The 26125-nt window shown below is 69.6% G+C and carries 18 protein-coding genes and 4 pseudogenes; 13 read left to right on the top strand and 9 right to left on the bottom strand.

Annotation, left to right across the window (positions count from 1 at the left end):
- Positions 1–29: 29 nt before the first annotated feature.
- Positions 30–451 (bottom strand): annotated as a pseudogene (locus PSH25_RS03495) (GDP-mannose 4,6-dehydratase); the annotation flags it as partial.
- A gap of 13 nt (positions 452–464) precedes the next feature.
- Positions 465–614, bottom strand: a complete 150-nt coding sequence (locus PSH25_RS03490) for a hypothetical protein (protein WP_238657618.1) — start codon at positions 612–614, stop codon at positions 465–467.
- A 499-nt stretch (positions 615–1113) separates the two neighbouring features.
- Between PSH25_RS03490 and PSH25_RS03485 the strand changes: the two genes are divergently transcribed.
- Complete coding sequence (locus PSH25_RS03485; RefSeq protein WP_238657617.1) at positions 1114–1476, top strand: DUF6896 domain-containing protein; 363 nt, start codon at positions 1114–1116, stop codon at positions 1474–1476.
- Between the two features lie 406 nt (positions 1477–1882).
- Here PSH25_RS03485 and PSH25_RS03480 read toward each other — a convergent pair whose 3' ends face one another.
- On the bottom strand, positions 1883–2125 hold the full coding sequence (locus PSH25_RS03480; protein ID WP_112583061.1) for an acyl carrier protein: 243 nt from the start codon (positions 2123–2125) through the stop codon (positions 1883–1885).
- 979 nt (positions 2126–3104) lie between these two features.
- Between PSH25_RS03480 and PSH25_RS03475 the strand changes: the two genes are divergently transcribed.
- The 5 genes and pseudogenes from PSH25_RS03475 to PSH25_RS03455 all read left to right on the top strand — a co-directional run.
- Positions 3105–3608, top strand: coding sequence for a hypothetical protein (locus tag PSH25_RS03475; protein ID WP_238657616.1), 504 nt, complete (start codon positions 3105–3107; stop codon positions 3606–3608).
- Positions 3599–4687 (top strand): phosphotransferase, encoded by a 1089-nt coding sequence (locus PSH25_RS03470; RefSeq protein WP_238657615.1) that lies wholly within the window; start codon positions 3599–3601, stop codon positions 4685–4687. The genes PSH25_RS03475 and PSH25_RS03470 overlap by 10 nt, the downstream gene beginning before the upstream one ends.
- Positions 4684–6972 carry a lanthionine synthetase LanC family protein gene (locus PSH25_RS03465; RefSeq protein ID WP_238657614.1) on the top strand — a complete coding sequence of 763 codons (2289 nt, stop codon included), beginning with the start codon at positions 4684–4686 and terminating at the stop codon, positions 6970–6972. The genes PSH25_RS03470 and PSH25_RS03465 overlap by 4 nt, the downstream gene beginning before the upstream one ends.
- Before the next feature lie 81 nt (positions 6973–7053).
- Positions 7054–7776, top strand: a complete 723-nt coding sequence (locus PSH25_RS03460; RefSeq protein ID WP_238657613.1) for a hypothetical protein — start codon at positions 7054–7056, stop codon at positions 7774–7776.
- Positions 7777–7805: 29 nt separating this feature from the next.
- A pseudogene (locus PSH25_RS03455) lies at positions 7806–8148 on the top strand (transposase); the annotation flags it as partial.
- 78 nt (positions 8149–8226) lie between these two features.
- Here the strand turns inward: PSH25_RS03455 and PSH25_RS03450 are convergent.
- Positions 8227–8766 carry an RNA 2'-phosphotransferase gene (locus tag PSH25_RS03450; protein WP_238657612.1) on the bottom strand — a complete coding sequence of 180 codons (540 nt, stop codon included), beginning with the start codon at positions 8764–8766 and terminating at the stop codon, positions 8227–8229.
- Between the two features lie 200 nt (positions 8767–8966).
- On the opposite strand from PSH25_RS03450, the pseudogene PSH25_RS34125 reads away from it, so the two are divergent.
- Both PSH25_RS34125 and PSH25_RS03440 read left to right on the top strand, forming a co-directional pair.
- Positions 8967–9329, top strand: a pseudogene (locus PSH25_RS34125) (aromatic-ring hydroxylase C-terminal domain-containing protein).
- Between the two features lie 157 nt (positions 9330–9486).
- Complete coding sequence (locus PSH25_RS03440; RefSeq protein ID WP_238657653.1) at positions 9487–11556, top strand: MMPL family transporter; 2070 nt, start codon at positions 9487–9489, stop codon at positions 11554–11556.
- A 163-nt stretch (positions 11557–11719) separates the two neighbouring features.
- On the opposite strand, the gene PSH25_RS03435 is transcribed toward PSH25_RS03440, so the two are convergent.
- The 3 genes from PSH25_RS03435 to PSH25_RS03425 form a co-directional block, all read right to left on the bottom strand.
- Entirely contained in the window at positions 11720–13171 is a 1452-nt protein-coding gene (locus PSH25_RS03435; RefSeq protein ID WP_238657610.1) for a HAMP domain-containing sensor histidine kinase, read from the bottom strand.
- Positions 13168–13842, bottom strand: a complete 675-nt coding sequence (locus PSH25_RS03430; RefSeq protein WP_238657652.1) for a response regulator transcription factor — start codon at positions 13840–13842, stop codon at positions 13168–13170. The genes PSH25_RS03435 and PSH25_RS03430 overlap by 4 nt, the downstream gene beginning before the upstream one ends.
- A 290-nt stretch (positions 13843–14132) precedes the next feature.
- A complete protein-coding gene (locus PSH25_RS03425) occupies positions 14133–15038 on the bottom strand; it encodes an oxidoreductase (RefSeq protein ID WP_238657609.1) in 906 nt (301 codons plus the stop codon).
- Between the two features lie 131 nt (positions 15039–15169).
- Between PSH25_RS03425 and PSH25_RS03420 the strand changes: the two genes are divergently transcribed.
- The 3 genes from PSH25_RS03420 (at position 15170) to PSH25_RS03410 (ending at position 19635) form a co-directional block, all read left to right on the top strand.
- Positions 15170–16096, top strand: coding sequence for a helix-turn-helix transcriptional regulator (locus tag PSH25_RS03420; protein ID WP_238657608.1), 927 nt, complete (start codon positions 15170–15172; stop codon positions 16094–16096).
- A gap of 267 nt (positions 16097–16363) precedes the next feature.
- A complete protein-coding gene (locus PSH25_RS03415; RefSeq protein ID WP_238657607.1) occupies positions 16364–16756 on the top strand; it encodes a hypothetical protein in 393 nt (130 codons plus the stop codon).
- Positions 16757–17259: 503 nt separating this feature from the next.
- A complete protein-coding gene (locus PSH25_RS03410; RefSeq protein ID WP_238657606.1) occupies positions 17260–19635 on the top strand; it encodes a M14 family metallopeptidase in 2376 nt (791 codons plus the stop codon).
- A gap of 87 nt (positions 19636–19722) precedes the next feature.
- Here PSH25_RS03410 and PSH25_RS34120 read toward each other — a convergent pair whose 3' ends face one another.
- Positions 19723–20247: a glycoside hydrolase family 15 protein gene (locus PSH25_RS34120; protein ID WP_372492707.1), complete on the bottom strand. Its 525-nt coding sequence runs from the start codon at positions 20245–20247 to the stop codon at positions 19723–19725.
- A 232-nt stretch (positions 20248–20479) separates the two neighbouring features.
- On the opposite strand from PSH25_RS34120, the gene PSH25_RS03400 reads away from it, so the two are divergent.
- Positions 20480–22150: a glycoside hydrolase family 10-like protein gene (locus PSH25_RS03400; protein ID WP_238657604.1), complete on the top strand. Its 1671-nt coding sequence runs from the start codon at positions 20480–20482 to the stop codon at positions 22148–22150.
- Positions 22151–22544: 394 nt separating this feature from the next.
- Positions 22545–25505, top strand: coding sequence for a 3-keto-alpha-glucoside-1,2-lyase-like domain-containing protein (locus PSH25_RS03395; protein WP_238657603.1), 2961 nt, complete (start codon positions 22545–22547; stop codon positions 25503–25505).
- A gap of 341 nt (positions 25506–25846) precedes the next feature.
- Here the strand turns inward: PSH25_RS03395 and PSH25_RS03390 are convergent.
- Positions 25847–26125 (bottom strand): annotated as a pseudogene (locus PSH25_RS03390) (hypothetical protein); the annotation flags it as partial.

The following is a 26125-nucleotide window of genomic DNA, read 5'->3' as shown; positions in this document are numbered from 1 at the left end:
CCCGCCGGCGCCGGTCACCAGCAGTCGGGTCACTCGCGGTTCGCCGCCTTCAGTGGCTCCCACCAGGCCCGATTGTCGCGGTACCAGCGCACGGTCTCGGCCAGCCCCCGGTCGAGGTCAAGGTCGGGGCGTAGCCCAGCTCGGCCCTCGCCTTGCCGATGTCCAGCGAGTAGCGGCGGTCGTGGCCCTTGCGGTCCGTGACCGGCGCGACCCGGTCCCAGCCAGCACCGCAGCCCTCCAACAGCCGGTCGGTGAGTTCGCGGTTGGTCAGCTCGGTGCCGCCGCCGAGGTGGTAGACCTCGCCGGCCCGGCCCTTCTCCTGGGCCAGGGCGATGCCCCGGCAGTGGTCGTGCACGTGCAGCCAGTCCCGCACGTTGCCGCCGTCGCCGTAGAGCGGCACCGTGTCCCCGTCGAGCAGGTTGGTGACGAAGAGCGGCACCGCCTTCTCCGGGCGAAGTGGACGATTACGTCACGGCCGCGCACCACCTCGTCGACCAGCGCCGGATCACAGATGTCGCCGCGGTGTCGGCCCGCTCGGCGGCGATGAACTGAATCCGCCCCGCGGGGATGTCGAGGGTTGCCGAGATCGGGGTGGGGGTGTCGAACTTCTGCATCGGGCTCTCCTCCTGCGCGATCTTTTCTGACAGAAGAAACGCTACGTTGCGTTTAGAATCCTGGCGACACAGTCGTTGCGTTGGGTTATGTGACACCAGCTCAGGAGCAACTTATCGTTGCAGGCGCTCAGATCTAATGCAACGATGGCTGCGCCGCCCGTTGCAATGGTGTGGCGGTGAACGCTATTTTTGGGCGTGGGCGTGGGCGTGGGCGTGGGCGTGGGCGTGCGGGCGGTTGTCCTGGGTCGTCGGCGGCGGACAGCGAGTCGGCGCGAGGGGGCGCGCGCCGACACGCCCTGAGGTCGACCGGTGCGGCAGGCCGCGCCAGCAGCGTGTTCACACGAGCTAAACAGCGGACCGGGCGCGGGATCGACCGTGGTAGTCGATGTCATGGCACGTGGTCCACCCTTGATCGCCGCGAGCTGTACGTCGAAAGTGGCGTCGAGCGCTCGGGTCGCGGCCGGCTTTGCGCGATGTACGTGGTCGGCTACTTGCCGACTTGCCTTCCATCGCGGACATCGCGGATCTTCTGGCAGCGGCTCGCTCGCGCCGGGAACTGCCCCGGGAGGGCGTCACCCGCAGCGGGATCGAGTACACCCTCCACGGCGCGGGGTGCCGCATGGTCAGCTCCGACGGCAGGGAAGCCGATGTCGACCTTGTCATCGATCCCGTCCTCGGGCGCGCGGTCGACGCGTTCGACGCCTGGCGCATTCGCTGGTTCCTCGACCAAGCCGCCGATGACGGCTACAACAATGAGGACATCGTCGAGGCGTGTATCGACCTTGCCCGCGAGGGTCACCTACGTGAGGTGGTTGCGGGTCGCTGGTTCGCGTTGTCCGATGCTCCGGGTGGCCCGGTCTGAGTCACCCAGGCGGAGCAATAAACCGCCGTCCGTCTTGAAATATTGCACCTAGCGAGTATCCGGATCTGCCGCTGACAAGGCTCGGCGATCGTGGGCGTGCTCCCCGTCGACCGATGCGGCTGCGGGAGCCAGTGCTGGTGCCAGCCAAAGCACTGGGCCGGCAGCGCACGATCGGTCGGCAGCCCGGTTTCGGGGGAGCAGGTTGCGAGCAGCGGGGTGCCCTGAACGGCCTTGAACTGCGTCTAACGGCACCGAACGGCGCTCATAGGCGTGCTGCAGCCCAACGAGCACAACCGTCGCCCGGGGCGTGAGCTGGGGATCAATCAGCGTACTGTCCGACTCGATCCGCGTGAATGGGCGTCTCCGCAGTCTCGGCGCTATCTGAGCCTGCGGAGACGCCGGTGGTTCAGCCGTTCTGCGGGCTGGTGTTGTCCGTGCCGCCGAGGCGGGCCAGGAACTCGTGGCACTTGTGGGCACGCGCCGAGTCCTCCGCCATGACCTGCTCGAAGAACGACGCAATCTCGTCTTGGCCGGCGTTCTTGGCGTCGCGGACGTATTGCCCGTAGTCGTGCCCCGCTTTGAGTGAGTGGTACTGCACGGAGATGAGGTCGAACGTCACGTCGTCGAAGCCGGTTTCTCCGGTAGCCATGTGCTCTCCTTCCCTCAGGTGCCACGTACGCACGGGTCGTCCGGTAGTCCTACCCACCCGGACGTCGTGCACTCCCGAAACCTCATGCCACGGCGGCGACGCGCTCCAACACCGGCAGTCATGACGGTCTCAGGCTCTGCCGAAGACGGCACCGCTCTCTGAGCGCGCAGGGCGGCGGTGCTGTCTGCCGGCCCGTTGTCGGGCCCGTTCTTGAGACCATCTCGCTGCCGGGGGCGTACGCCGCGTGCGCGGGGGACTGGTGCCGGCGCCACCAGGGCCGACGCGGCGATCGCGGGGCAGTCGACCAGCCGGGCTGGGAGCGGGTGGCCGGCATGGTCGCTTCCGGGCCGGGGTAGGTGACACGCACCCGACACGAGGTGAGGTGGGGACCATGGCGGGATCGTGATCGCTGGGGCCGGACACCGGTGGCCAGGGCGAGCGCCCGACGGCGGTTGGCGTCGGGCCCGGATAGGGGGAGCGGACTGGGAGCAGCAGGGTGCTCTAAACGGCCTTGAACTGCGTCCAACGGCGCCGAACGGCGCTCAACTGCACCCACCCCTACCTGCGGCTCCACGTTCCGCAGGTCAGAGTCGGTGTGGCCTCCTGTTTCACACCGAAGTGGTCAGGGCTCGCTGCTTGCAGCATTGCCGTGGCCCCCGGTCACGGGTCGCTGATCGTCACAGTGACAGGTTTGCTGATCGTCGATGTCCGGTCGCGCATTCCCGGCGTGCCGGACCGGTAACTGGTCCCGTTAACTGAGACACCGATTCCACTCGCGACGCCGCGGCCAGCGCATCCTTTGTGGTGACCTCTTCGGCGTGCCCGAAGGCGTCAGCGTTCGTGGGTGTCGTTCGCCGTGGAGGTATCCCATCAGGCGATGAGCAGGCGCCCGCAGTGTGTCGGGTTGTGGACGAAGCGAGACTTTTTGCTTGCTCAACCTTCTGCCGCGCCATACTGTTCTTGAGGCTAAGGGGGCAATATGAGCGACGATAGGCAGCCTCAGACCGAAGTTGATCTCACGCCTCATCCACTGGCGCCGCATCCCGATGCGGAAAGAACCGCCGATGAGAACCTCACGATGATCGTGGGCTTTGTCGGCGATTCGGCGAAGGTGGGGCAGATACGCGTATATCTCGACTTGTCGTTCAACAACTTCTACGAATTCTCCGGCGAGGACGTGGTGAAGACGAAGTCGGTCGACCCGGAAGGCGCGGACAGTCCCCGTGTGCTCTGGGTCAGGTCGTCCGCCCAGGTCGGGCTCGTGCGAACCGACCGTACGTCCGGCAATGCCTCGTTCGTGGTCGGCGCGTTGCGAGCCCGCTTCGCTAGCCGGGCGGTGTCGATCAGCCGCGAGTTCGGTGACCCCATCTTCGAAGACCCGTACGCTCAGGGCGACGGCGGGCACGGAACGGACTGGTGCTACAGCGTGAACCCGCACCTGTGTCCGCCGCCGACCAGCGGCGTCATCTTCCAGTGCTGCTGAGCATCGACAAGACACGAAGCGATGCCGACATCGTGACGCTGCTGCTCGACAAGGGGATACTCGCAGCGGACGACGTGGTTCGACCGGGAGTTGTGGTGCGTGCCGGTGCGCGACGCAACCGGCACACCCGGATCGAACTGCCCGACGGGACAGGCGTCTTCGTCAAGCGCCCCGAAGCCCGGTCCCCATTGAGCGTCGAAACGCTTTTGTCAGAGGGCGAGTTCTACCTTACGCACGGAGCAGCAGAGCAGCCGCTGGCCGACATCCTCCCCCGCCTCATTCATTTCGACCGATCAGCCGCAATCATTGTTCTCGAGTTGCTGTCGGGGCATCGCAGCCTGCGCGACGTATGCCTCAGCGGCGGGCTCGCGACCTTCCCGGTGGCCGCCTACCGGCAGGCCGGGCGAGCACTTGCGCGCGTTCACGCCCTACCGACGGACGGCCTGCCGGTCGCGCGGTCGATCGACTCGGTGTCGGAGTTGCACCGGCCCGGGCCGGAGGTCCTCGAGTCGATCGGTCTAGGAGGCCTGGCGGTCCTTGAGGTCATCCAGGCCTCACCGGCGCTCGGATCGGGCATCGCCGGGCTCGCTGACATGTGGCTGCCGGAGGCGATCATCCATGGCGATGTCCGAGCCGACAACATCATGATCCACGCGGCCGCCGGTCAGGCGGTGGACCTGCGCATCATTGACTGGGAAATGTCCCGGGTCGGGGATCCCGCTTGGGACGTCGCCGGACTCCTCGATGCGGCGGTATCGCTGGCGATCTGCCCGCGGAGGCGGATCGGCGACGCTGTCGCGGACGATGCCGACGCGCTCGCCGGCTTGCCGATGGTACAGGCGACCTGCCGTGGCCTGTGGAACGCGTACACCTCGACGCGCGAGCTGAACGCGGCCGCGCGGAAGGACATGCGTCATAAAGTGGTGGTCTCCTGCGCGGCCCGAATCGTCCAGTCGGTGATGGAGACGACGGTACGGGCAGACGCGTTGACGGCCGACGCGCTCGTCCTGCTGCAGATCGCTGAGAACGTGTTCATCGACCCCGAGCGGGCCGCGGCCGAGTTCTTCGCACTGTCATGACTGCCGCACCCGACGACCTCACGGTCGACGGCGTACACCCCGATTTGGTCGCGGTGGCCGAGGCGATCGAGCTCATCGACGTGTCGACGGTTGTCGTCCACGGCGAGCGCTTCGATGTGGGCGAGCTCGGTTCTGGCACGGGTACTGGCCTTCCCGGTCTGATCTACCGCACGTGCTACATCCGTCCATACGGGCGCGCGCGACGCCTGGTGGTGGACACGAACGGCGATCGGGCCCTCCAGGCGTCCCTTAGTGCGGCGGTTCCGAGCGGGCGGACATGGGAACGCGGATGGCGCTGGGAAGGCGCCGACGACGGACTGATGGTCGTTGTCCGTGACGGCGTTCGGTTCTGGGCCCAGCCTGCCGGCGTCCGGGCCACCCAAGGTTCCGGCCTGGCGATGGGAGGCCCGTGTGAGGTGCTCGCGCCCGCGGAGCGGCAGTGGCTCATCCCGGGCTTCCACGCCCTCGTCGGTCGCGAACCCTGGACAACGGCCGATGACCAGGACGGGCTGTTGAGGTTGTACTGGCACGCGACGGACGCTTGCGCGCCCCGGTTGCTGGCAGCGATCCGGACGGCCCTGGACCACGAGGGCGTCCCGTTCAAGATCAAGCTACCGCGGAATCCCGCCGGCTACCGGCGAGCCGACGCCGCCGTGCTGTATCTGCCCAGGTCCCGGTTCTCCGCGGCACGAATGGCACTCGCCGCCGTGCACGGCGAACTATCAGGTGTCCTGCGGTCGACCGTTCCCATGTTCACGAAGCGACTGGGCCGCGGACTCGGGCTGGCCGAGGACCCCAGGCAGGAGGAGAGCTTCGGCCAGCACCGGTGCCGCATCGTGGCGCACGCCCTGCTGGGTGCCCATCTGGCCGGCCGAAACGGTCGTGACGCGAGGCTCGCGGCCGTCGCCGACGCGTTCCGCGCCGCCGGACTGGACCCTGGTCGCCCCCACCTTTCGGCGGGCTCGGCCGACAGCTACAGATGGCCGCCCGGGAAAGGCGTTCGGCTCCCGATCCACGCGAATGCTACCGATGCATCTCACCAGAGCATATTCGAGAGCGCGGCGGTGCGAATCGGAAGGGCGCTCTGCGACCAGGCGTTGTGGAACTCCAGCGGTACGCGATGTACGTGGATCGCCCGGTCGAGCCTCGGCGCGCAAGGCCTGGCCGAGGTGACCGGCGCGCACGGCGAGGTCGACGTCTTCGTACCCCAGTTGACGACGCTCGGCGGCGACCTGTACGCGGGAACCAGCGGCGTGGCGGTGTTCCTCGCCGAGTTGTTCGCCCGCACCGCAGACGCCGGCTTCGCCCGCACTGCGCGCGGCGCCATGGCCTACGCCGTTGAGGCCGCACCCGTCGAGGACCCGGGCCTGTACTCTGGCATGTTCGGAATTGCCCTGGCGGCTTGGCGTACCGGCCGATTGCTTGGATCCGCGGACAGCGGCCCGGTCCGCGTGGCCGACCTCGTGCGGGCGGCACTGCGGCGACGTACACCGGACTGCGACGACCTGATCAGCGGGCGCGCCGGCATGATTCTCGCGCTTCTCGCACTGGCTCCGGCCCTGGGCAAGGATGTGTGGCGGGAACCGGCAGTCCGTCTCGGTGCTGAGCTTGCCTCAGCCGTAGCGGGTTACCCCACCGATTTTTCGCCGGTGGTCGGCGCTTCGCCGCTGACCGGCCTGTCGCACGGCGCGGCCGGCGTGGCCCTCGCCCTCCTCGAGCTCGCCGCCGCGACCGGTCGGACTGAGTTCGTCGGCGCCGCGCTGGCCGCCGTCGAGTACGAGCAGCGGCTGTTCGACCGGGAGGCGGGCAACTGGCCCGATCTGCGCCGCGATGAATCAGCTGGCTCCGACGGCCCACGCTTCGTCGTCGCCTGGTGCCACGGAGCACCCGGCATCGCCCTGTCCCGCCTGCGAGCAAGCCGGCTTCTTCCCGACCGGCGGGACGAACTCCATGCACAGGCCGTAGCCGCACTGGTCACCACCCGGGCCGATCTGGAACTGCGCCACGCCGTCGACGCCTGGGACGCCACGCCATGCCATGGGATCGCGGGCCTGATCGAGACCCTGTGGATCGGCGGCCACACCCTCGACCGCCCCGAGGACCGCGCCGCAGCGCAGCAGGCCGCGCTGGAGCTGGCACGACTGCCCATCACGGCAATGCGATCCGGCACGCCGTGCGGTGGGCCGAATCCGTCGCTCCTGCTCGGCACGGCCGGCATCGGGTACCAGCTGCTCCGCATGGCGGACCCGCGGGGAGTTCCATCGATGCTGTCCGGACTGGGGTAGCGTGACGGTGCCTTCGGTGGCCGTGAACGCCATGACCGAGGCCGAAGGTCAACCGCGCTCACGCCCGGATCCGGGCCATCGGTGAACGCCTTACTGTCGAACCAGTTCGGGCCGTTAGCCGCAGACGCGTTGCAACGCCGCCGTGGAGGTGCAGAAGCGCTGCAGTGGCTCGGCGAGCGCGTCGCTGGCTGGGGCCGGGTCTATGTCGTTGAGGCGCTTTGTCGACAAGGCGCTGCCAGTTCCCGGCCATGGCTGCTGCGCCATGCCTGCGACGGCGACTACCTCAACGGCTACTTCGCCGGCAAGGTGGCGACCACGGCGCACCTGCACGAAGCGATTACCAGCACTGATGCCGACGACGACCTGGTCGATCACACCGGCTGGCTCCTGAGGACCATGGCGGACCGTGGTGGCATGGGTATGACTCTCGAGCACTACCCGCCGGCAGCTGTCGTGCTGGCCGCGCATGCTGCTCACCTCCCGCAGCAGCCGCCAACAGCGAACCGGTACATGGATGCCGCGATGATCGCTGACTATCTGGTGGCCAAGCCTCCGAACCGATGTGGCTGCACTGCCGAGCAGCGGGACCGCATTGTGCAGGATTACCTCGCAGTACTCGACCAGCCGGATTGGCGCAACGCGGTCCGCGCAGGCCTCGGCCCGACCAGCAGCTTCTTCGCCTGGTTCGTCGACCACTTAGCAGCGCGGCTGCGTCTCGGCGCGTTTTCCGACGTGGCTGAAAGTGACGAGCGATCAACCCCGTCTCCCAATAGGCGCTTGATCGAAGCAGAAGGCTGTCCCTGACCGGTCCGGAGGGGCTGCTCCGGCAGTTGACCAAGATCTACACCGCCGTCAGCGCCGAAGCGGCCAGGGCGGCGTTCGACGACCTGACGGAGAAGTGGGGCGGGCGGTATCCGGCGGTGATCCGCCTGTGGGACAACGCCTGGGCGGACTCATCCCGTTCCTCGACTACGACGTGGAGATCCGCAAGGTCATCTGCTCCACGAAGGCGATCGAGTCGTTGACCCCAGCTCCCGACGGGCGGTCAAAGCCCGCGGCCACTTCCCGAACGAGCTGGCCGCGATGAAGTGTATGTATCTGGTGACCCGGTCCCTGGACCCCACCGGAGCAGGCAAAACCCGATGGACGACGCGCTGGAGACCCGCGTTGAGCGCCGCGCCGGATGTCTCGTGCCGCATCCCGTTCGAGGCCGTACGCACCCCGCCGGAACAGCGGCCCGGGCCAGGCCAGGGCTCAGTCGAGCAGATAGCTGGCAGGGACCGCGTCGGTGAGCCAGACGCCGTTGGCGCTGCGGTGGAACACGTGCCCGTCGGCGGTCATCGCCGCCGCGTCGATGGTGAGGATCGCGGCCCGACCGGCCCGTCGGGCGCCGACCCGGTGGGCGGTCTCGGTGTCGGCGGAGAGATGGACGTGGTGCCGGCCGCCGCGGTGCAGGCCGGTGGCCCGGATCGACTCCAGCGCACTGGCGCTGGTGCCGTGATAGAGCCGGTCCGGTGGGGTCACCGGGGGCAGCCCGAGGTCCACCGGGACTGAGTGGCCCTGGTTGGCCCGGATCCGCAGCACCCCGTTGGTGTCGCGCTCGACAGCGAACCGCTGCTTGTCGTTGCCGGCGACGACCGCGTCCAGCTCGGCCCGCTCGATCCGTAGGGCGGCGAGCAGAGCGTCGACGGGGGTCCAACCGGCCGGGTCGAGCACCAGGCCGGCCCGGTCGGGATCGTGCCGGAGTGCCTTGGACATCCGTTTGCTCAACTTCACCAGGTGCTCGCGTTCCACGGTGGCATTGTGGTCGATCCCCGTCGCTCGAATCGACAGGTTTCCTGCGACACCGAACCCTGGTCTTCCGCGGGTGGGCCTGTCGGGTACGGCCGGCCGGCTCGGACCTGTCTACTGGAAAGGCGGGCCCCCGAAGATCGTCGCGTCCCCGACCCTCAAGGAGGCCGACCTCGGTGCCCGGGTGATCGGCGGGAACCAGCATGGCGCAAACGGATCGGCACGAATCCAGCAGGAGCATCTGCGCATACTCGCCTGCCAACATGAAGTCGACCCTGGAGCGGCCCGGTCCGGAGGCCGCCACCGTGGTGATCCGGTCCGCGGACCTGCTGCGTGAGGATCGTGTGATTCTGCTGGGCCTCGCCGACCGCGCGGAGGTCCGCGACGCCGCGGCCGCGTGGACTGGACGGGTCAACACCGTCACCGCCCGCAGGGACCGGGTGGACGTCGACGCGTAGCTGATCCGGCCCGACGGCTGCGTCGCCTGGGCCTTGCCCACCGCGCAGGATCTGGACGCCACCGCGCTGGTGCGTGCGCTCGGCACCTGGTTCGGCCACCCGGCCTGAGCGGCGCATTAACGGTCGTCTCAGATTCGCTCGGTACGAATTCGGCATCAGATGAGCGAACTAACCCGTATGGAGGAAGCTAGTGATGGCAGTCAAGGCAGCGCCGCCCGGGGAAGCGCCGGCCGGTCGCTTGGCAGGCCGGTGGGTGCCATGGTTGGTGATCGGGTTGTGGGTGGCGCTGGCGGCGGTCATGGTGCCGCTGAGCGGGAAGTTGAGCTCGGTAACCACCGACAGAGCCGTGGACACCCTTCCGGCCAGCGCTGAGTCCACCAAGGTGGCGGTGCTGGAGGACAGCCTCCCCGGCGGTGAGGACAACACGTTCGTCTTCGTTTACCACCGCGCCGGCGGCATGACCGACGCCGACCGCGCGTCGGTCGAGCGCCACCACAACACCCTTGCCAAGCGTTACCCGCCGAAGGCGACGGCGGCGGGCGGCGAGGACGAGGAGGGCCCACCGACGAGACCCTCGACCGACGGCAAGGCGATGATGTTCACCCTCGACGTGAGCACGACATACGGCGCACCGGAGACCATCGTCGGCCCACTGCGTGAGGCTGCGAAGGACCGCCCCGCCGGCCTGGAACTCGACGTGACCGGACCCGCCGCGGTCGACGGCGACATGGACGCCGTCTTCGACGGCATCGACCTGCAGGTCTTCCTCACCACCGTCGTCGTCGTCACGCTCCTGCTGATCCTCACCTACCGCAGCCCGGTGTTGTGGTTCATCCCGCTCATGGCTGTGGGCGCGGCCGCACTGACCGCGATGGCGACCGTCTACCTGCTCGTCAAGGGCTTCGGCATCGTGATCAACGACCAGAACTCGGCGCTGCTGACGATCCTGGTATTCGGCGTCGGCACGGACTACGCGCTGTTGCTCATCGCCCGGTACCGGGAGACACTGCACCACCACGCGAACGTCCGGGTCGCGATGGTCCACGCGCTACGCGGCGCGGCGCCGGCCATCGTCGCGTCCGCGGCCACCGTGATCGCTGGCCTGCTCTGCCTGCTCGTCGCCGACCTGAACAGCACCAGCGGGTTGGGCCCGATCGGCGCGGCCGGCATCCTGTGCGCGCTGGTGGCCATGCTGACGCTGTTCCCGGCGGTGCTCGTGGTGCTCGGCAGGCGGATCTTCTGGCCGGCCATCCCGCGGTTCAACACGGCCGTCCAGGAGAAGCCGGGGCTGTGGGGACGGCTCGGCAACGCCATCAGTCGCCGCCGGTGGGTGGCGACGCTCGGCTCGCTCGGAGTCCTCGGCGTGCTCGCCATCGGACTGGCGGGCAACACCGGCGCCCTGCGGGAGCAGGACCAGTTCCTGTCCGCGCCGGAGTCGGTCACCGGCTTCACCGTCCTCCGCCAGCACTTCCCGGAGCTCGGCGGCCAGCCGATGACGATCTTCACGCGGCCGGCGCACCAGGAGCGGGTGCTCGACATCGTCCAGGGCACTCGCGGTGTGGCCCTGGCCGTCCCGGGGCAGACCAGCGGAGGCTGGGCCGACATCTCCGTGTTCCCGACCGACGCGCCGGACACCGCCGCGGAGTATGACACGATCAAGCGGGTCCGTACCGCCGTGCACGCGGTGAACGGGGCAGAGGCGATCGTCGGCGGGCCGAGCGCGGAGAACCTCGACACCGAGGTCACCACCATGCGCGACGAGAAGCTGGTGATCCCGCTGGTGCTCACCGTCGTCCTGATCGTCCTCGGGCTACTGCTCCGAGCGATCGTGGCCCCGCTGGTCCTGATGGCGACCGTGATCGTCTCATTCGCCGCAGCCTTCGGCGGCAGCGTGTTCGTCTTCGACACGATCCTCGGGTTCAAGGGCGTCGACTATTCGGTGCCGCTGCTGGCATTCCTGTTCCTGGTGGCGCTCGGCATCGACTACAACATTTTCCTGGCCAGCCGGGCACGGGAGGAGACCGTGCGCCTCGGCACCAGAGAGGGCATACTCAAAGCCCTCTCCGCCACCGGTGGCGTCATCACCTCGGCAGGCCTGGTCCTAGCGGCCACGTTCGCGGTCCTCGCCTCACTTCCGCTGGTGATGCTGATCGAGGTCGGGTTCCTGGTCGCCTTCGGCGTGCTGCTCGACGCCTTGCTGGTGCGGTCGGTCCTGGTGCCCGCCCTCACCCTGCTGATCGGCCGGCGGATGTGGTGGCCGAGCCGGTTGTCCCGACCGGTGGAGTTGCCGGACGATCAACGGCCGCTCGTGGAGGGGCCCGCGCCGCAACGGTGAGCGCGGCGACACAGTCGAGATCCGGGACGGGCTCTTGCCCGTCCCGGATCTTTGTCATGGCCCGGCGGCCGTCACCGTGTCCGCCGCCCTTGTCCTGCGCCGCCCGCTGCGGCGGGTCCTGGCACCGCGCGCCGTGGCGGTCCCGGCGCCGTGCCGCAGCGGGTCAGCCCGCCACCGTGTCCACCCCCGCGGTGAGCCGCGTGATCCGAGCGGGCGGGGCGGCGGCCGGAAGGATGATCCGCAGCAGCGCGCCACCGCGTGCGGACCGGGCGACGGTGACCCGGCCGGCGTGGGCGTCGACGACCCGCTGCACGATCGACAGGCCCAGACCTGATCCCGGCAGCGCCCGGGCGCTGTCGGCACGGTAGAACCGGTCGAACACCCGCGGTACGTCGGCGGCGTCGATGCCCGGCCCGGCGTCGTCGACCTCGAGGACCGCCGACGCGCCCTCGGCACGGAGCCGGACCTGGACCGGCTGGTCAGCGGGGGACCACTTGCCGGCGTTGTCGATGAGGTTGAGCACCGCCCGCTGGAGCGCAGCGGGACGCCCGCTCACCCACACGGAGGTCACGTCGAGCGCGACCTCGATGTCGGGCACGCGGGAACGCGCCCGGGTCGCGGCGGCCACCACCACGTCGGCGACATTGAGCAGCTCGGTGCTCTCGTCGCTGACGTCGCCGCGCGCCAGGTCGGTCAGCTCGGCGGCAAGGGTGCTCAACTCGGCCACCTGGGCGCCGAGATCGTTGAGCAGCCGGGTCCGGCTCTCCGCCGGCAGTGCGCTGTCCAGGGGGCCGCGCCGATCGAGCCGGATCAGCAGCTCAACGTTGAGGCGCAGGCTGGTGAGCGGGGTCTTGAGTTCGTGGGCGGCGTCCTCGGCGAGCAGCCGCTGGGCCCGCCGGGAGTCCCGGAGCGCGGCGAGCATGTCGTTGATTGACTGGATCAGCCGCCGGATCTCTCCGCCGCCCTCGTCCGGGATGTCGGCGTCGAGGTCCCGGGTCTGCGCGACATGAACCGCGGCGGCAGTCAGCCGGTCGATCGGTGCCAGCCCGGTCCGCGCCACGGTCCGCCCGACAAGGGCGCCCCCGGCCACGCAGAGCAGTCCGATCAGCAGCATGCCCAACCCGAATCGGTTGATCGGGCTGTCGTCGCTGTTACGGGCCACCTGGACCGCGCCGTCGCCCGCCCGCAGCGTGTAGATGAGGTAGCCGTCGTCGTCGCTGTCGTTCGACTCCATCAGGTCGGCCGACGCGCCCTGCGCCACGCGCCCGGCGTGCCCGCTGACGGGGGGCAGCGCGGGTTGGCCGGCCGGCGTCCGGGTCGAACCGTCGGGCAGGATGACCCGCACCAGCCGACCGGATCCGGGATACGGCGGTAGCTGGACCTGCGCCAGACCGGTGTGCTCCACGGTCGTCGCCAGGACGCGGGAGTCCGCGCGTAGCTGATTCTCGGCGTTGTCCTGCAGCTCCGAGTCCAGCAGCTCGCTGGCCACCTGGAAGGCCACGAACACGCTGACCGCGATGGCCGTCGCCGCGATCACCGTCAGCCTGGTCCGCAGGGACCGCCGGCGCCACCATCGGGTCAGCCGACGCGGTTCCCGGCCGGCGGGCCTGTTCACGGAGGAGTCTCCCGCAGCGTGTACCCCAAGCCGCGCAGCGTGTAAATCAATCGCGGCTCACCCTCGGCCTCCATCTTGCGGCGCAGATAGCTCACGTACACCTGAAGGTTGTTGGCGGTGGTGCTCATGTCGAAGCCCCAGATCGCCTCGAACAGCGCGTCGCGGGTCAACACCCGGGTCGCGTTGCGCACGAGAACCTGCAGCAGGGAGAACTCGGTCCGGGTCAGATACAGCGGCCGCCCACCCCGCCACGCCTCGAACCTGTCGGGATCGAGCCGGACGTCGGCGAACGACAGGATCTGCGACTCGTCGTCGCCCGGCGCGCGGCGGCGCAGCAGAGCCCGGACCCGGGCCAGCAACTCCTCGGTGGCGAACGGCTTGGGCAGGTAGTCGTCGGCGCCCGCGTCCAGCCCCGCGACCCGGTCGGAGACCTGATCCCGGGCGGTCAGCATCAGCACCGGCAGATCCCGACCCGCCGCTCGCAACCGCCGGCAGGTCTCCAACCCGCCGAGGCGGGGCATCATCACGTCGAGGATCAGCAGATCCGGCGCCGCGCCACCGATCCCGTCGAGCACGGCGAGACCGTTGGCGGCGGTGCTAGTGCCGTAACCCTCGACCTGAAGCACCCGCTCCAGCGACTCACGGATGGCCGCCTCGTCATCGGCGATCATGATCTGCACGCCGGCCCGCTTCCTCCAGTTGATGCTTTTGCGCTCATCCTCCCCGATCAACCTGAGGGCAGAATTAATACTGCAACGGCAGTAGGCGAATCGAGCTCGTGGTTGTTGGTCTGGCGTCTCGGGTCGCCTAACGCCACGCCTGTACGTGTGGTGCAGATCGATGTGAAGCATCGCGGGCGAGCTGGGCGACGCGTGATCGTGGCTGGTAGCCGCGCGAAGGCAGGTGCGGCAACTGATCGCGACGCTGCGGATTGCCGCCGGCCATCGGTGGCCGTGGTAGGTCAGGGGTAGTTGACGCCGGTCAGGTCCGCGGCTGCCGCCCACAGCCGCGTGCCGACGGCCGGGTCGGCGGCCTCCTGGCTGAGCCGGGCCTCGGTGACTCTGCCTCGCGTCTCCCAGAGTCCGGACGGGCCGAAGAACTGTCCACCCCGCACACCGGGCTCGGTCGCAGCGCGCAATTGCGGCAGCGCGCCCTGCGCCACCGGCTGGGTTGCCAGCAGGCCGGCCGACGCGATCAGTCGCCCGAATCGGCCACGGTGTTCCCAGGCACGCGGAGTCAGGTTGGTGCGGGTGAGGCCGGGGTGGGCCAGGGCGCTGACGATCGGCGTTCCGGCGGCGCGCAGGCGGCGGTCCAGTTCGATGCCGAAGATCGTGGTGGCGAGCTTGGACCGGCCGTAGGCGGTGGCTGCCCGATAGTCGTGTTCGAACATCAGGTCATTGAAGTCCAGGTGCGCGTTCTTGTGGGTGATCGAGCTGAGACTGACCACGCGGGCTTCCCGCGCCGCGGCCAGGTTGCCGAGCAGCAGGCCGGTCAGTGCGAAGTGGCCCAGCATGTTGGTGGCGAGGTGCAGCTCGAATCCGTCGGCGGAGGTGCGACGTGGGCCAAGCAGCACCACGCCGGCGTTGTTGACCAGCAGGTCGATCTCCGGGTGGTCGCCAGCCAGCTTCGCCGCGAAGGTTCGCACGGAGGCGAGGGAGGCCAGGTCCAGCTCGCGTACCTCGAGGTCGCCACCGATGCGGCGGGCGGCCTCCTCGCCGGCGGGAGTGTGGCGAACGGCGAGCACGACGTGGGCGCCGTGGCTGGCCAGTTCGGTGGCGGTGACCAGGCCGAGGCCCGAGTTCGCGCCGGTTACGACGGCAACCCGACCGTGCTGGTCGGGGATGTGGTCGGTGGTCCATTCGGTCATCTGCTGCTCCTGGAGGTGTCGGTGCGCTGGCCCATCGACGTTAGGAGCGATCCCGATGGGTTCAGTCGTTCTCGGTTGCCTAGGTCTGAGGGACCTACCTTCGGCGGTCCGGGCCGCTGCACACTTGCGGCATGAACAGCCTTCATCCGTACGCTCGTGAGCTCGGCGACTTCCTACGCGCTCGGCGTAGTCGGCTGCGTCCGCACGACGTCGGCCTGGAGCCGGGCGGCCGGCGCAAGGTCACCGGGCTACGGCGCGAGGAACTGGCCCTGCTGGCCGGGCTGAGCACTGACTACTACCAGCGGATCGAACAGGGCCGGGAGGTACGCCCGTCCGACGACGTCCTGGACGCGCTTGCCGGCGCGCTCGGCCTCGACCACAAGGAACGTCGGCACCTGTTCACCCTGGCCCACGCCGCCCGCCGGTCGATGCCCGCCCGGGTGAACCGCGATCCGGAGCGGGTGCCGGAGGGCACACGGCGCCTGCTGCGGGTGATGGACACTCCTGCGGTCATACTCGGCCGGCATCTCGACCTGCTCGACTGGAACCCGATGGCGCAGGCGCTGCTCGGCGACCCGGACGCCTACCCTGCCGACCGGCTCAACATGCTCCTGTTGCTGTTCGACGACACGCTGACCGGCGAGCGTAGCTGCCCGGACTGGGAGCGGCAGGCCCTGGACTACATCGGCATGATGCGCGCCGCCGTCGCCACCGACCCCACCCACCCACGCGCCGCCGCGATCGTTGGTGAGCTGAGCATCCGCAGCGCCCCGTTTCGGCGGCTGTGGGCCCAGCACGACGTACGTGAGTCGGTCAGCGGTACCAAGACCTTCCGGATTCCCGGAGTAGGCGACACCGTCCTGGACTGGGACACCTACCCGCTACCGGGAAACCCCGGCTCCGTCATGCTCGTCTTCACCGCCGAGCCGGGCAGCGCCGACGCGGACCGGCTGCGGCTCCTGGCATCGTTGCACGCGACCCGCTCAGCGCTCACCAGCGAGCACCCCTCCCAGACGGTCTGGAGCGCCGCCGGCCCCACCCCTAACTGGACTTCATGATCGGGTGCACGCTCATGCCGCTGACGGGGCCCCACGCTCCCTGACGAGGTGCTCCCGGTCGTCAGTCGGACGACGTTCGATCATGCCGATGCGGACGTGCGCGGCGGCCGCGATGATCAAAGATGCTGGCCATGAGACACGGGCACCACAGGTTGGACGTTGGCGGCTGAGCAGGTTGGCGGGTTTGGCGAGGTCTCGCGGCGGGGCACCCTGGATTCGCGGTGCTGCCCGTCCGGGCCCCGTCAGGATCACACCCCGGGAGACGAGATGGGCTGGCTACAGAGGCTGACCGGTCGGGCGGAGTCGGCGCAGCAGGACGTCGCGGAGCTGTTGAGCACTCCCCGCCTGTTCCGGGTCACCTCCGAGACGGTGTCGCTCGACGATCGGGAGACGGTCCGACGGTGGCTGCGCGAGCTCGACCCGGATCTTCAGCAGCAGGTGCACATCCGCCGTCCGTGGGGTGCCATCGCCGCGGTCAGCGATCGCCGCGAGCCGGTGGGTGTGGTGATGACCGACAACGAGGGGCGCTCGTGGGGCGCCTACCTACCGGGCGCGGACGACAGTGAGCAGTTGACGCCGCAGCAGGTTGAGGACGTCATGCTCGCCGCGCTGACGTCGACGGACCGGCCCGCCGGCCCCGACTGGCGACGGCTTGCGTGAACCGCCGGTGGCGCTGGCAGCGACGCCCGACCGGAGCAGGTGCGAGTGCGCTCAGCAGCGCAGCCTCGGCGCCAAGGGCGTTCCGGCTCGTGGTCGCGCCAGTCCGAAGAAAGCCTCGCCCCGACGGTCGCTGTCCTGCCGCTTCGACCAACGGCGGCCCGCCAGGTATTGACAGATCACTTTCCGCACGCTGAGGATTGGATCAGTCCACCGACCGTCACCGGCACAGCCTCTCGTTCACAGATCGGCGCTAGCTGCCCGCAGGTCGGCGATGCGGGCGGTCTCGGTCCGCCGCAACCGGACACCACCTTCTCTCTCCGCGTCGTGGGCGCTGCTGACCGGGCAGCGACCACACGCGACCACCAGAGCGGAACCGCGTACCCCGGGCGGGACCCTCGGCACGTCATTCGGTCATCCATGCCGAGAAGACCCCGAGAAGGGCGGACATGACAATGCATGATCCCCTACGTCCACGGTGGCGCCGCCGCCTTCCCGTCCCGGCCGTGCTAGCCGCTGCGGCAGCCGTCGTGCTGCTGGTCAGTCCGGCCGCGGCGATCGTGCCGCAGGTGGCCCCACCACCTGCCGACCTCGGTCGCGTCGCTGACGAGGAGGCAAGCGTCGTCGAGGTGCTGCTCGCCGACACCGCGCAGCTCGACGCACTCGTCGCCACCGGCGTCGACCTCGACCACGACGTCACACGGACGGACAGCGGCGTGGTCGCACACGCCGTGATCACGCCCAATGAGGCCGCGGCACTGACGGCCGCCGGGTTCACCCTGGGCAACGCCGTGCATCGCCCGGGCGACGCGCGGGCCCGCGTCGCCGAACGGGAGGCGACCATCGCGGAGCACGTCGCGGAGAACCGGGAGTTCTCCACGGCGGCAACGGTGGCGGACGTCTCCGACATCAAGATCATCCGCGCCGACTATTACACCTCGGGGACCAGCCAGGTCCTTTCCGTGGAGGCGAAGTGGGCGCAGGGCCAGACGGCCACCAACACCCTCACCGTCGCCCGGGACAGCGGCCCGGGCACCGAGATCGGCTCCGGCGGGACACAGACCATCTCCCGCTTCGTCGACGCCGGCGTCTACCTCTACCATCGCGGCGCCTCGCTGATGACGAGCCGCCCGGACTACGTCCGGATCACCAGCCCCACCGGTGATGTCGCCGTGGCCAAGGTGCGGGAGTGGCTACCCACTCCGGACACCAGCCCGGAAGGCCCCGGGTACCAGAAGGACTTCGTCACCAGCTACCTGACACCCACCGAGCTGTACGGACGGATCCACCAGCTCGCCGCCGCGTTCCCGGACCTGGCCGAGATCGTCGAACTGCCGTACCGGACCAACGGCTACCGGCGCCACGCGCAGGCGGTGCTCGGTACCGCCAACGACAGTCGCATCGCCGTCGACTCCCTCGCATGGGGGCACCAGGGCGGCAACGACATCTCCGTCGAGCTGGCCAACCCCGGCGCCGCCAACGCCGCGTTGTCGGTGAACGTGACCGGCAAGGCCATCCGGGTGAACCTCGCCACCGACGCCGCCGGCGCGGTGACCAGCACGGCAGCTCAGGTCGTCGCGGCCCTCAACGCCGGGGCCGGGCCGCTGGTCCGGGCGTACACCTATCGGGGGAGCGCGGGCACCGGCGTGGTCGCGCCGGCAGCGCGGACGTCGCTCAGCGACGGCCTCAGCGCGCCGGCCAGCGTCTCCCGCGACCCGCAGCCGGTGTACGCCATCCGGATCGGCAAACACCGCGACGGCTCGAAGCTGGGTGTGCTCGCCTACGCGCAGGAACACGCCCGGGAATGGGTGCCGCCGCTGGTCACCATCGAGACCGCCGAGCGGCTGCTGCGTAACTACGCGCACGACGGGCAGACCAAGCAGCTGCTCAACAACCTCGACATCTGGATCGCGCCGTCGGTCAACCCCGACGGTGGCCACTACTCCTTCTACGACTTCAACTCCCAGCGCAAGAACATGACCAACCACTGCCCGCTCACCGGAGCCGCCGACTACCTCGGCCGTAACTCGTGGGGCGTGGACAACAACCGCAACTACACCGAGTACAGCCTCTTCGACGGCTACTCCGGCGCGTCCACGAGCTGCACCAGCGGCACGTATGCCGGGCCGAGCGAGCTGTCCGAACCGGAGAACAGGAACCTCGACTGGCTGGCCGCCCGACCGAACATCAAGTTCTCGATGAACCTGCACTCGTCGGGCAACTACTTCATGTGGTCACCCGGCGCGTACGCCGTGCCCGACCGGATCTCGGCGCCGCGCCCGACGCTCGCCCAGGAATCGGCGTTCTGGGGCGCCTCGGCGCGGATCCTGACCTCGATCAAGCAGCACCGGAACCTGGCGGTCACCCCGGCGCGCACCGGTCCGATCTCCGACGTGCTCTACTCGGCGGCGGGCAACTCCGGCGACATGCTCTGGTACAAGTACGGCATCTACGCCTGGAACTTCGAGGTCGGCACCGAGTTCCAACCGGAGTGGGACGAGGCGCACGACGAGACGATGGAGTTCGCCAACGGCCTGGTGGAACTCATGCGGGTGGCGCGGAGCTTCGACCAGGACAACACCCGGCCGGAGAGCAGCATGTCCGTCACCCCGAGCGCGGCGGCGGGGATGGTGAACGTGACCTTCGGCGTCACCGAGCCGGCCGCGGTCTTCTACACCGTCGACGGCAGCGCACCCACGTACTCCTCGGTGCTCTACGGCTCGGCGGGCATCCGCGAGGGCGGGGAGACCCTGACCCTCCCGGTGGGTACGGAGGTCCACTGGTTCTCGGTGGACTCGGCGGGCAACGTCGAGAACAACTACACCGCCGACGGCGGCGGCAGGAACTACCGCAAGGGTCAGGCCGTCCTACCGACGGGCTGATCAGCGATCGGTACGGTCGACGGCCGCGGCGCTCTCCGGCGCCGCGGCCGTCGGCTGCGCAGCGGTTCGACCAGGGCTGGCCCGGGATCAGGCTCCGGGATCACCGGTGGGGGCGTCTCGAATGGCGAGTGTGGCCTGGATGAGCGCGGTGTGGGTCAGGGTCTGGGGGTAGGTGCCGAGGTGAGCGCCGGTCGCGGGGTCCAGCGCTTCGGCGTAGAGGCCGAGCGGGCTGGCGTAGTCGAGCATGGTCTGGAACAGCTCGGTCGCCTCGCGGCGGCGTCCGGTGCGGGCGAGGGCTTGAACGAGCCAGAATGGGCAGGGCAGGAACGCGCCCTCGGTGCCGGGGAGGCCGTCACGTCCCGGCGGGTAGCGGTAGAGGAGCGCACCGCCGGCGGAGAGCCTGTCGCGAATGGCGTCGATGGTGCCACGTACACGGGGCGACTCGATGCTGTCCGTATCGAGCAGCGGCAGGACGAGCAGGGCCGCGTCGAGGTCCCGGGAACCGTAGCTGCGGACGTAACTGGCCGCCGTCGGGTCGAAGCCGCGCGTCCGGACCTCGGCGGCGATGGCATCTCGGGATTCCTGCCAGCGTCGACGTTGGCGGTCCGGCAGGGGGTGGGTGCCGGCGATGGCCAGGGCGCGGCCTGCTCACCGAGATGCGTGGAACGCCGTCACCATCACCCTCGGCGACCGCTTTTCCACCAGCCGCTGAATCTGGTTCCCGCGTGACAGTGCCCGGACGGGCGAAACGGGGGAGCGAGCTGGCGTCGCGCCGGCCTTAGCTGACCGTTAAGTAACGGGCCGCCTGGTTCACCCGGTGAGCCACACTCGGCAGACTGTGACAATGCCCGCCGCCGAGCCGTCCGCTCCCACCACCCACCGTCGTCGTACCCAGGCTCTCGTCGCTGTGGTCATCGCGCTCGCTGTGGCGCTCGGGGTGGGCGGATGGTCGCTGCGGCACCGGGTTGTCGGCGACGGCGGCGCACCAAAGACCGGGGACGTCGCCGCGTTCGGCGCGGCCCCCGACGCCGGCCCGGCGGGCGGTCCGCCCAGCTGCGCCGGTCGGCCAGCCCGGGCACCCCGCGAGCTGCGCGGCATGTGGATCACGACGGTGAACAACATCGACTGGCCGAGCCGGCGCGGGCTGCCGGCCGAGACAGTGCGGGCGGAGTTCCGGGGCTGGCTGGACCTGGCCGTGCGGCACAACCACAACGCGGTCGTCGTGCACGTACGGCCCAGTGGGGACGCGCTCTGGCCGTCCAGCTACGCACCGTGGTCGGAGTGGCTGACCGGGCACCGCGACGGCCGCGACCCGGGTTGGGACCCGATGGAGTTCATGGTCGCCGAGGCGCACGCCCGCAACCTGGAGTTCCACGCCTGGTTCAACCCCTACCGGGGCGGCCAACCGGCCACGGTGGGCGGCCCCGGACCGAGGCTGGACCAGCTCGCGCCGGCCCACCCGTTACGGCACCACCGCGACTGGGTGGTGACCTACCCCAGCGCCGACCGGCCCGGCAGCCGCCTCTACTTCAACCCGGGCATCCCGGAGGCGCGCACGTTCGTCGAGGACTCGATGCTGGAGGCGGTCCAGCGGTACGACGTCGACGGGGTGCACTTCGACGACTTCTTCTACCCCTACCCGGAGGCCGGGCAGGACTTCCCGGACGACGCGACGTTCGCCCGGTACGGCCGGCGCTTCGCGGACAAGCACGCCTGGCGCCGGGACAACGTGAACACGCTGGTCCGGGAGATGAGCGAGCGGATCAAGGCGATCAAACCGTGGGTGAAGTTCGGCATCAGCCCGTTCGGCATCTGGCGCAACGAGCGCACCGATCCCGCCGGCTCCGCGACCGCCGGCCTGCAGAGCTACGACGACATCTACGCCGACACGCGGCTGTGGGTGCGGAAACAGTGGCTGGACTACGTCGTGCCGCAGCTCTACTGGCACGTCGGGTTCGCCAAGGCCGACTACGCCAAGCTGCTGCCGTGGTGGGTCGACACCGTGCGGGGCACCAGGGTGCAGCTCTACATCGGTCAGGCCGACTACCGGGTGGGTGAGCGCGGCGCCTGGCGCGACCCGGCCGAACTGGACCGGCAGTTGGCCCTCAACCGCCGAAACGGCGTGCACGGAAGCGTGCACTTCAGTGCCAAGCAGGTCCGCGCCGACAAGCTCGGGGCGGTCAGCCGCTACAGCCGCGCGCACTACGGCGGCCCGGCGCTGGTGCCCACGATGGCGCAGCTCCCGGCGGCGCCGCCCGCCGCACCCACGCTCACCGACGCCCGGCGTGCGGACGCCGGCGGGGTGGCGCTGACCTGGCGCGGCGACGGCGCCACCAGCTACGCCGTCTACCGGGTGGACGGCGACGAGGCCCGGCTCGTCGGCACCGCCCGAGGAACCGGCTGGATCGATCGCACCGCCCCGACCGACCGTCCCCTCTCCTATTGCGTTTCCGGGCTGGATCGCAGCGGGAACGAGGGCCGACTCGGCACTCCGATCTCCGTCGCCGGGCCCTGAGGGATACCTACGACAAGGTGCCGACCGTCAGCCGGTGAGGCGTCCTTCGTCGGCGCCCCGCGCCGGTCGGTAGTCACCGCGCCACCGTGGTAGCGGCGTTTCGTCGGGCTCGCGCTGCCCTTGCCTCCGCTCCCCGACGCCGCCACATGCCCCGCTCGCGCTGCCCAGATGCCACCAAGGTCATGGGCCAACAGGGGTCACTTTTATCCAAAAATCTAAAAGTTCCGCTTGATCAATCCAAAGTGATAGCGTCTGCGATCGATCTTTTGTGTTCCGAGACCGTACTGGCCCGTCCAGGGAGGAGAAAGCGCCTCCTACCTCGGCCAGGACCCACCCACCGGGAGGAACCATGCCCGCACCGAACCGATGGCGCCGTCGCCGTCGCGTCAGTCTCGTGGCCGCAGGTGCCGCTGCCGCGGCCCTGCTCGCTGCGGTCCCCATCACCCCAGCCGGGGCCGCACCCATCACCGCCGATGTTCCGCCGCAGGAACCCGGCGTCACCCTGCGCTCGTACGACATGGGAGCTCCGTTGTCGGCGCTGTGCGACCTCAAGCCGGCACAGACACCGAACGTCGACAAGCTCATGCCGCAGGTCAGCTGGACCACCACCGACGAGTTCGGCCTCTCCGACCGGTTCATCAGCCACGTCATCGCCAACCTCGCCGCGCCCGTCGACGGCGAGTACACCTTCCGGCTCACCAGCGACGACGGATCACGGCTGACGATCGGCGATCAGCGTGTCGTCGACCACGACGGGCTGCACGGCGAAACCTCCAAGGAAGGGTCGACCACCCTCAGCGCCGGCCTGCACCCATTGCGCATCGAGTTCTTCGATAACGGCGGCGGCCAGGTCCTGCGGCTCGAATGGCGCCGCCCGGGTGCGACCAGCTTCGAGCTGGTACCGAACTCCGCGTTGAGCACCGACGCCGACGTCGTACGCGTCACCGCCCCGGGATGGAAGTACTGCGAGGGGGCCACCGACTCGGCCGGCGACGGCCTGCCGCTCGACCGGGTGCACCCGGGCTACACCCTCACCGACCTGCGCCCCGAAGGGCTCCAGCCGCAGGTCACCGGTATGGCGTTCCGGCCCGACGGCGACCTGATGATGTCCACCTGGGGCGGCACCGACAACGCGACCGGCGAGATCTACGTTGTCGAGGGCGTCACCGGACAGACCAGCCCCGAGCAGGTGACCTACCGTAAGTTCGCGGAAGGGCTGCGCGAGCCCCAGGGCGTCGCGGTCGTCGACGGCACCGTCTACGTCAGCCAGAAGCACGAGCTGACCGCCCTGCGCGACACCGACGGCGACGGCCTCGCAGACGACCGCCGCACGGTCGCCACCTGGCCATGGGGCGGCAACTTCCATGAGTTCGCGTTCGGCCTGCTCTACCGGGACGGGTTCTTCTACCTCAACCTCTCGGTCGCCATCGACCTGGGCGGCGCCACCACCGTGCCCCAGCCGGCGCCCAACCGCGGAACCTCGATCAAGGTGGACGCCAAGACCGGCGAGATCACCTATGTCGCAGGAGGGCTGCGCACTCCCAACGGAATCGGGTGGGGCCCCCGCGGGGAGGTCCTCGTCACCGACAACCAGGGCGGCTGGCTGCCCGCGTCCAAGCTGGTCCAGATCCAGCAGGGGGCGTTCTACAACCACTACACGACGCCCGCGGGTCCGTTCGACGACAAGGCCGTGACGCGTCCCATCGTCTGGATCCCGCAGAACGAGATCGGCAACTCGCCGTCGACTCCGGTGCTGCTGAAGCAGGGGCCGTACGCGGGACAACTGGTCGTCGGCGACGTGACCTACGGCGGCCTGCAGCGCGTGTTCCTCGAGAAGATCGAGGGGCAGTACCAGGGCGCGGTGTTCCGGCACACGCAGGGCCTGGAGGCCGGCGTCAACGAGGTCACCCTCGGCCCCGACGGCGCGCTCTACACCGGTGGCCTGGGCGCCGGCGGCAACTGGGGCCAGGAGGGCAAGCTCTCCTACGGCCTGCAGAAGCTCACGCCCAACGGCACCTCGGTCTTCGAGGTCAAACAGATGCGCGCGTCGCGTGTCGGGTTCGAGCTGGAGTACACCGAGCCGCTGTCGGCCGACACCGCGCAGGAACTCGCCGACGCGTACCAGGTGACGCAGTGGCGCTACGGCGCGACGAGCCAGTACGGCGGTCCGAAGCTCGAGCTGGAGACGCTCAAGGTGGCCAAGGCCGAGCTGTCGATCGACGGCCGCACCGTCAAGCTCAAGATCCCGGGCCTGAAGGAGAACCGCGTGGTGCACGTGCGCTCCCCGCGTCCATTCTCGTCCGCCGACGGCGAGGAGCTGTGGAACACTGAGGCCTGGTACACGCTCAACGAGATTCCGGGCCGGGTGGTGCAGCCGCAGACCTTCTTCGAGGCCGAGGAGGGCCGTACGGCCGGCGTCGGCATGGCGACCGACCACGCCGCCTACTCCGGTGCCGGCTTCGCCGCCGGGTTCGCCCAGGACGGCTCCTCGACCAGGATCTCTGTCGATGTCCGCGAGGCCGGGACATACGACCTGGCGATGCGCTACAGCAACGGCCCGAACCCGTACTCCGGCGAGAAGCAGCTGAGCCTCTACGTCAACGGTGAACGGGTCGAGCAGACGGTCTTCCCCTCCACCGTGACCTGGGAAGAGTGGGGCACCGTCACCACCACCGCGCGCTTGAACAAGGGTCGCAACGTGGTCGAGTACCGCAAGGAGGCAGCGGACTCCGGGCACCTGAACCTGGACGTGCTCGCCGTCCGGCCACACGGCAAACGCATCACGCTGTTCAACGGCGGCGAGCTCACCGAGTGGCAGCACACCGACGGGCGCGAACCCTCGTGGTCCGTCGCCGACGGCGCCATGACGGTGCGTAACGGGGACCTGCGCACGGTGGAGGCCTTCGGTGACTTCCGGCTGCACGTGGAGTTCAACCTGCCGCTGTATCCGCCGGACGTAACCGGCCAGGCGCGCGCCAACAGTGGGGTGTACCTGCAGGACCGCTACGAGATCCAGGTGCTGGACTCCTTCGGCATCGACCTGCCGCAGAAGAACGACGCCGCGGCCATCTACACCCAGAAGGCCCCCGACGTGAACGCGGCGCTGCCGCCGCAGACCTGGCAGACCTACGACATCGTCTATCGGCAGGCCCGCTACGACGCATCCGGGCAGAAGGTCGCCAACCCTCGCGTCACCGTAATGTGGAACGGCGTCAAGGTGCACGACGACGTCGAGATCCTCGGCCCGACTGGCGGCAGCCGGCCCGAGGGCCCGGCGACGGGTGCCATCCGACTGCAGGACCACGGCAATCCGGTCCAGTACGGCAACATCTGGATCGAGCCGCTGGACCGGTAGTGTCGCCAGTGGTCAGAACGCGGATGGCCGGGTACCGGTTCGCCGGCCCGGCCGTCCGCGGCACAGCCTCTGCCCTACTCAGCAGGGCACGCAGGTGCGGACTTGAGTGCCGTCCTCGTCAGCGAGGGCTACTGCCGAGGTGGTCCAGGCGCCCACCGCATGCCCACTCCACGAAGACGTCCGCGCGCGAACCCATCCGTAGTGGGAGCCGACCGGGGGTGAATCAAGCGGCGGACAGGTCCCACCCACGGCAGGTCTACTGATCAGACGTTGTCTGTCCCACGGGGCCGTCTGAGCGAATACTCCAACTCCACCGGGTGCGGCTGGAGTATTAAGAACTCCTAACGGTCGCTGTGGCGGCTGCCGATGGAGCGGAGTGACCGGCGACCGCCTTCCTGATCCGGCTCGTTGTCCGCCACCGGATTGCCCAGCCGGGTCACCCAGTCGACGAACTCCGCGTCCTGCCTCGGCAGCGGCTCGCCCTCCGCCGGGGTGCCCGCGCCGTCCCCGTCGGCCCGGGACTTGTTGCGCCGGAACAGGCCCAGCCGCCCGCTGGGCCGTCCCGCCTCGACGACGGGTGCCGGGTCGGCCGGCGCGGGGACCGGGTCGGTCCCGGGGGG

The organism is Micromonospora foliorum, from assembly GCF_022229015.1.
Taxonomy (GTDB): Bacteria; Actinomycetota; Actinomycetes; order Mycobacteriales; family Micromonosporaceae; genus Micromonospora; species Micromonospora foliorum.
The sequence above is the reverse complement of the archived record's forward strand: the minus strand, read 5'-3'. Positions and strand labels throughout refer to the sequence as shown.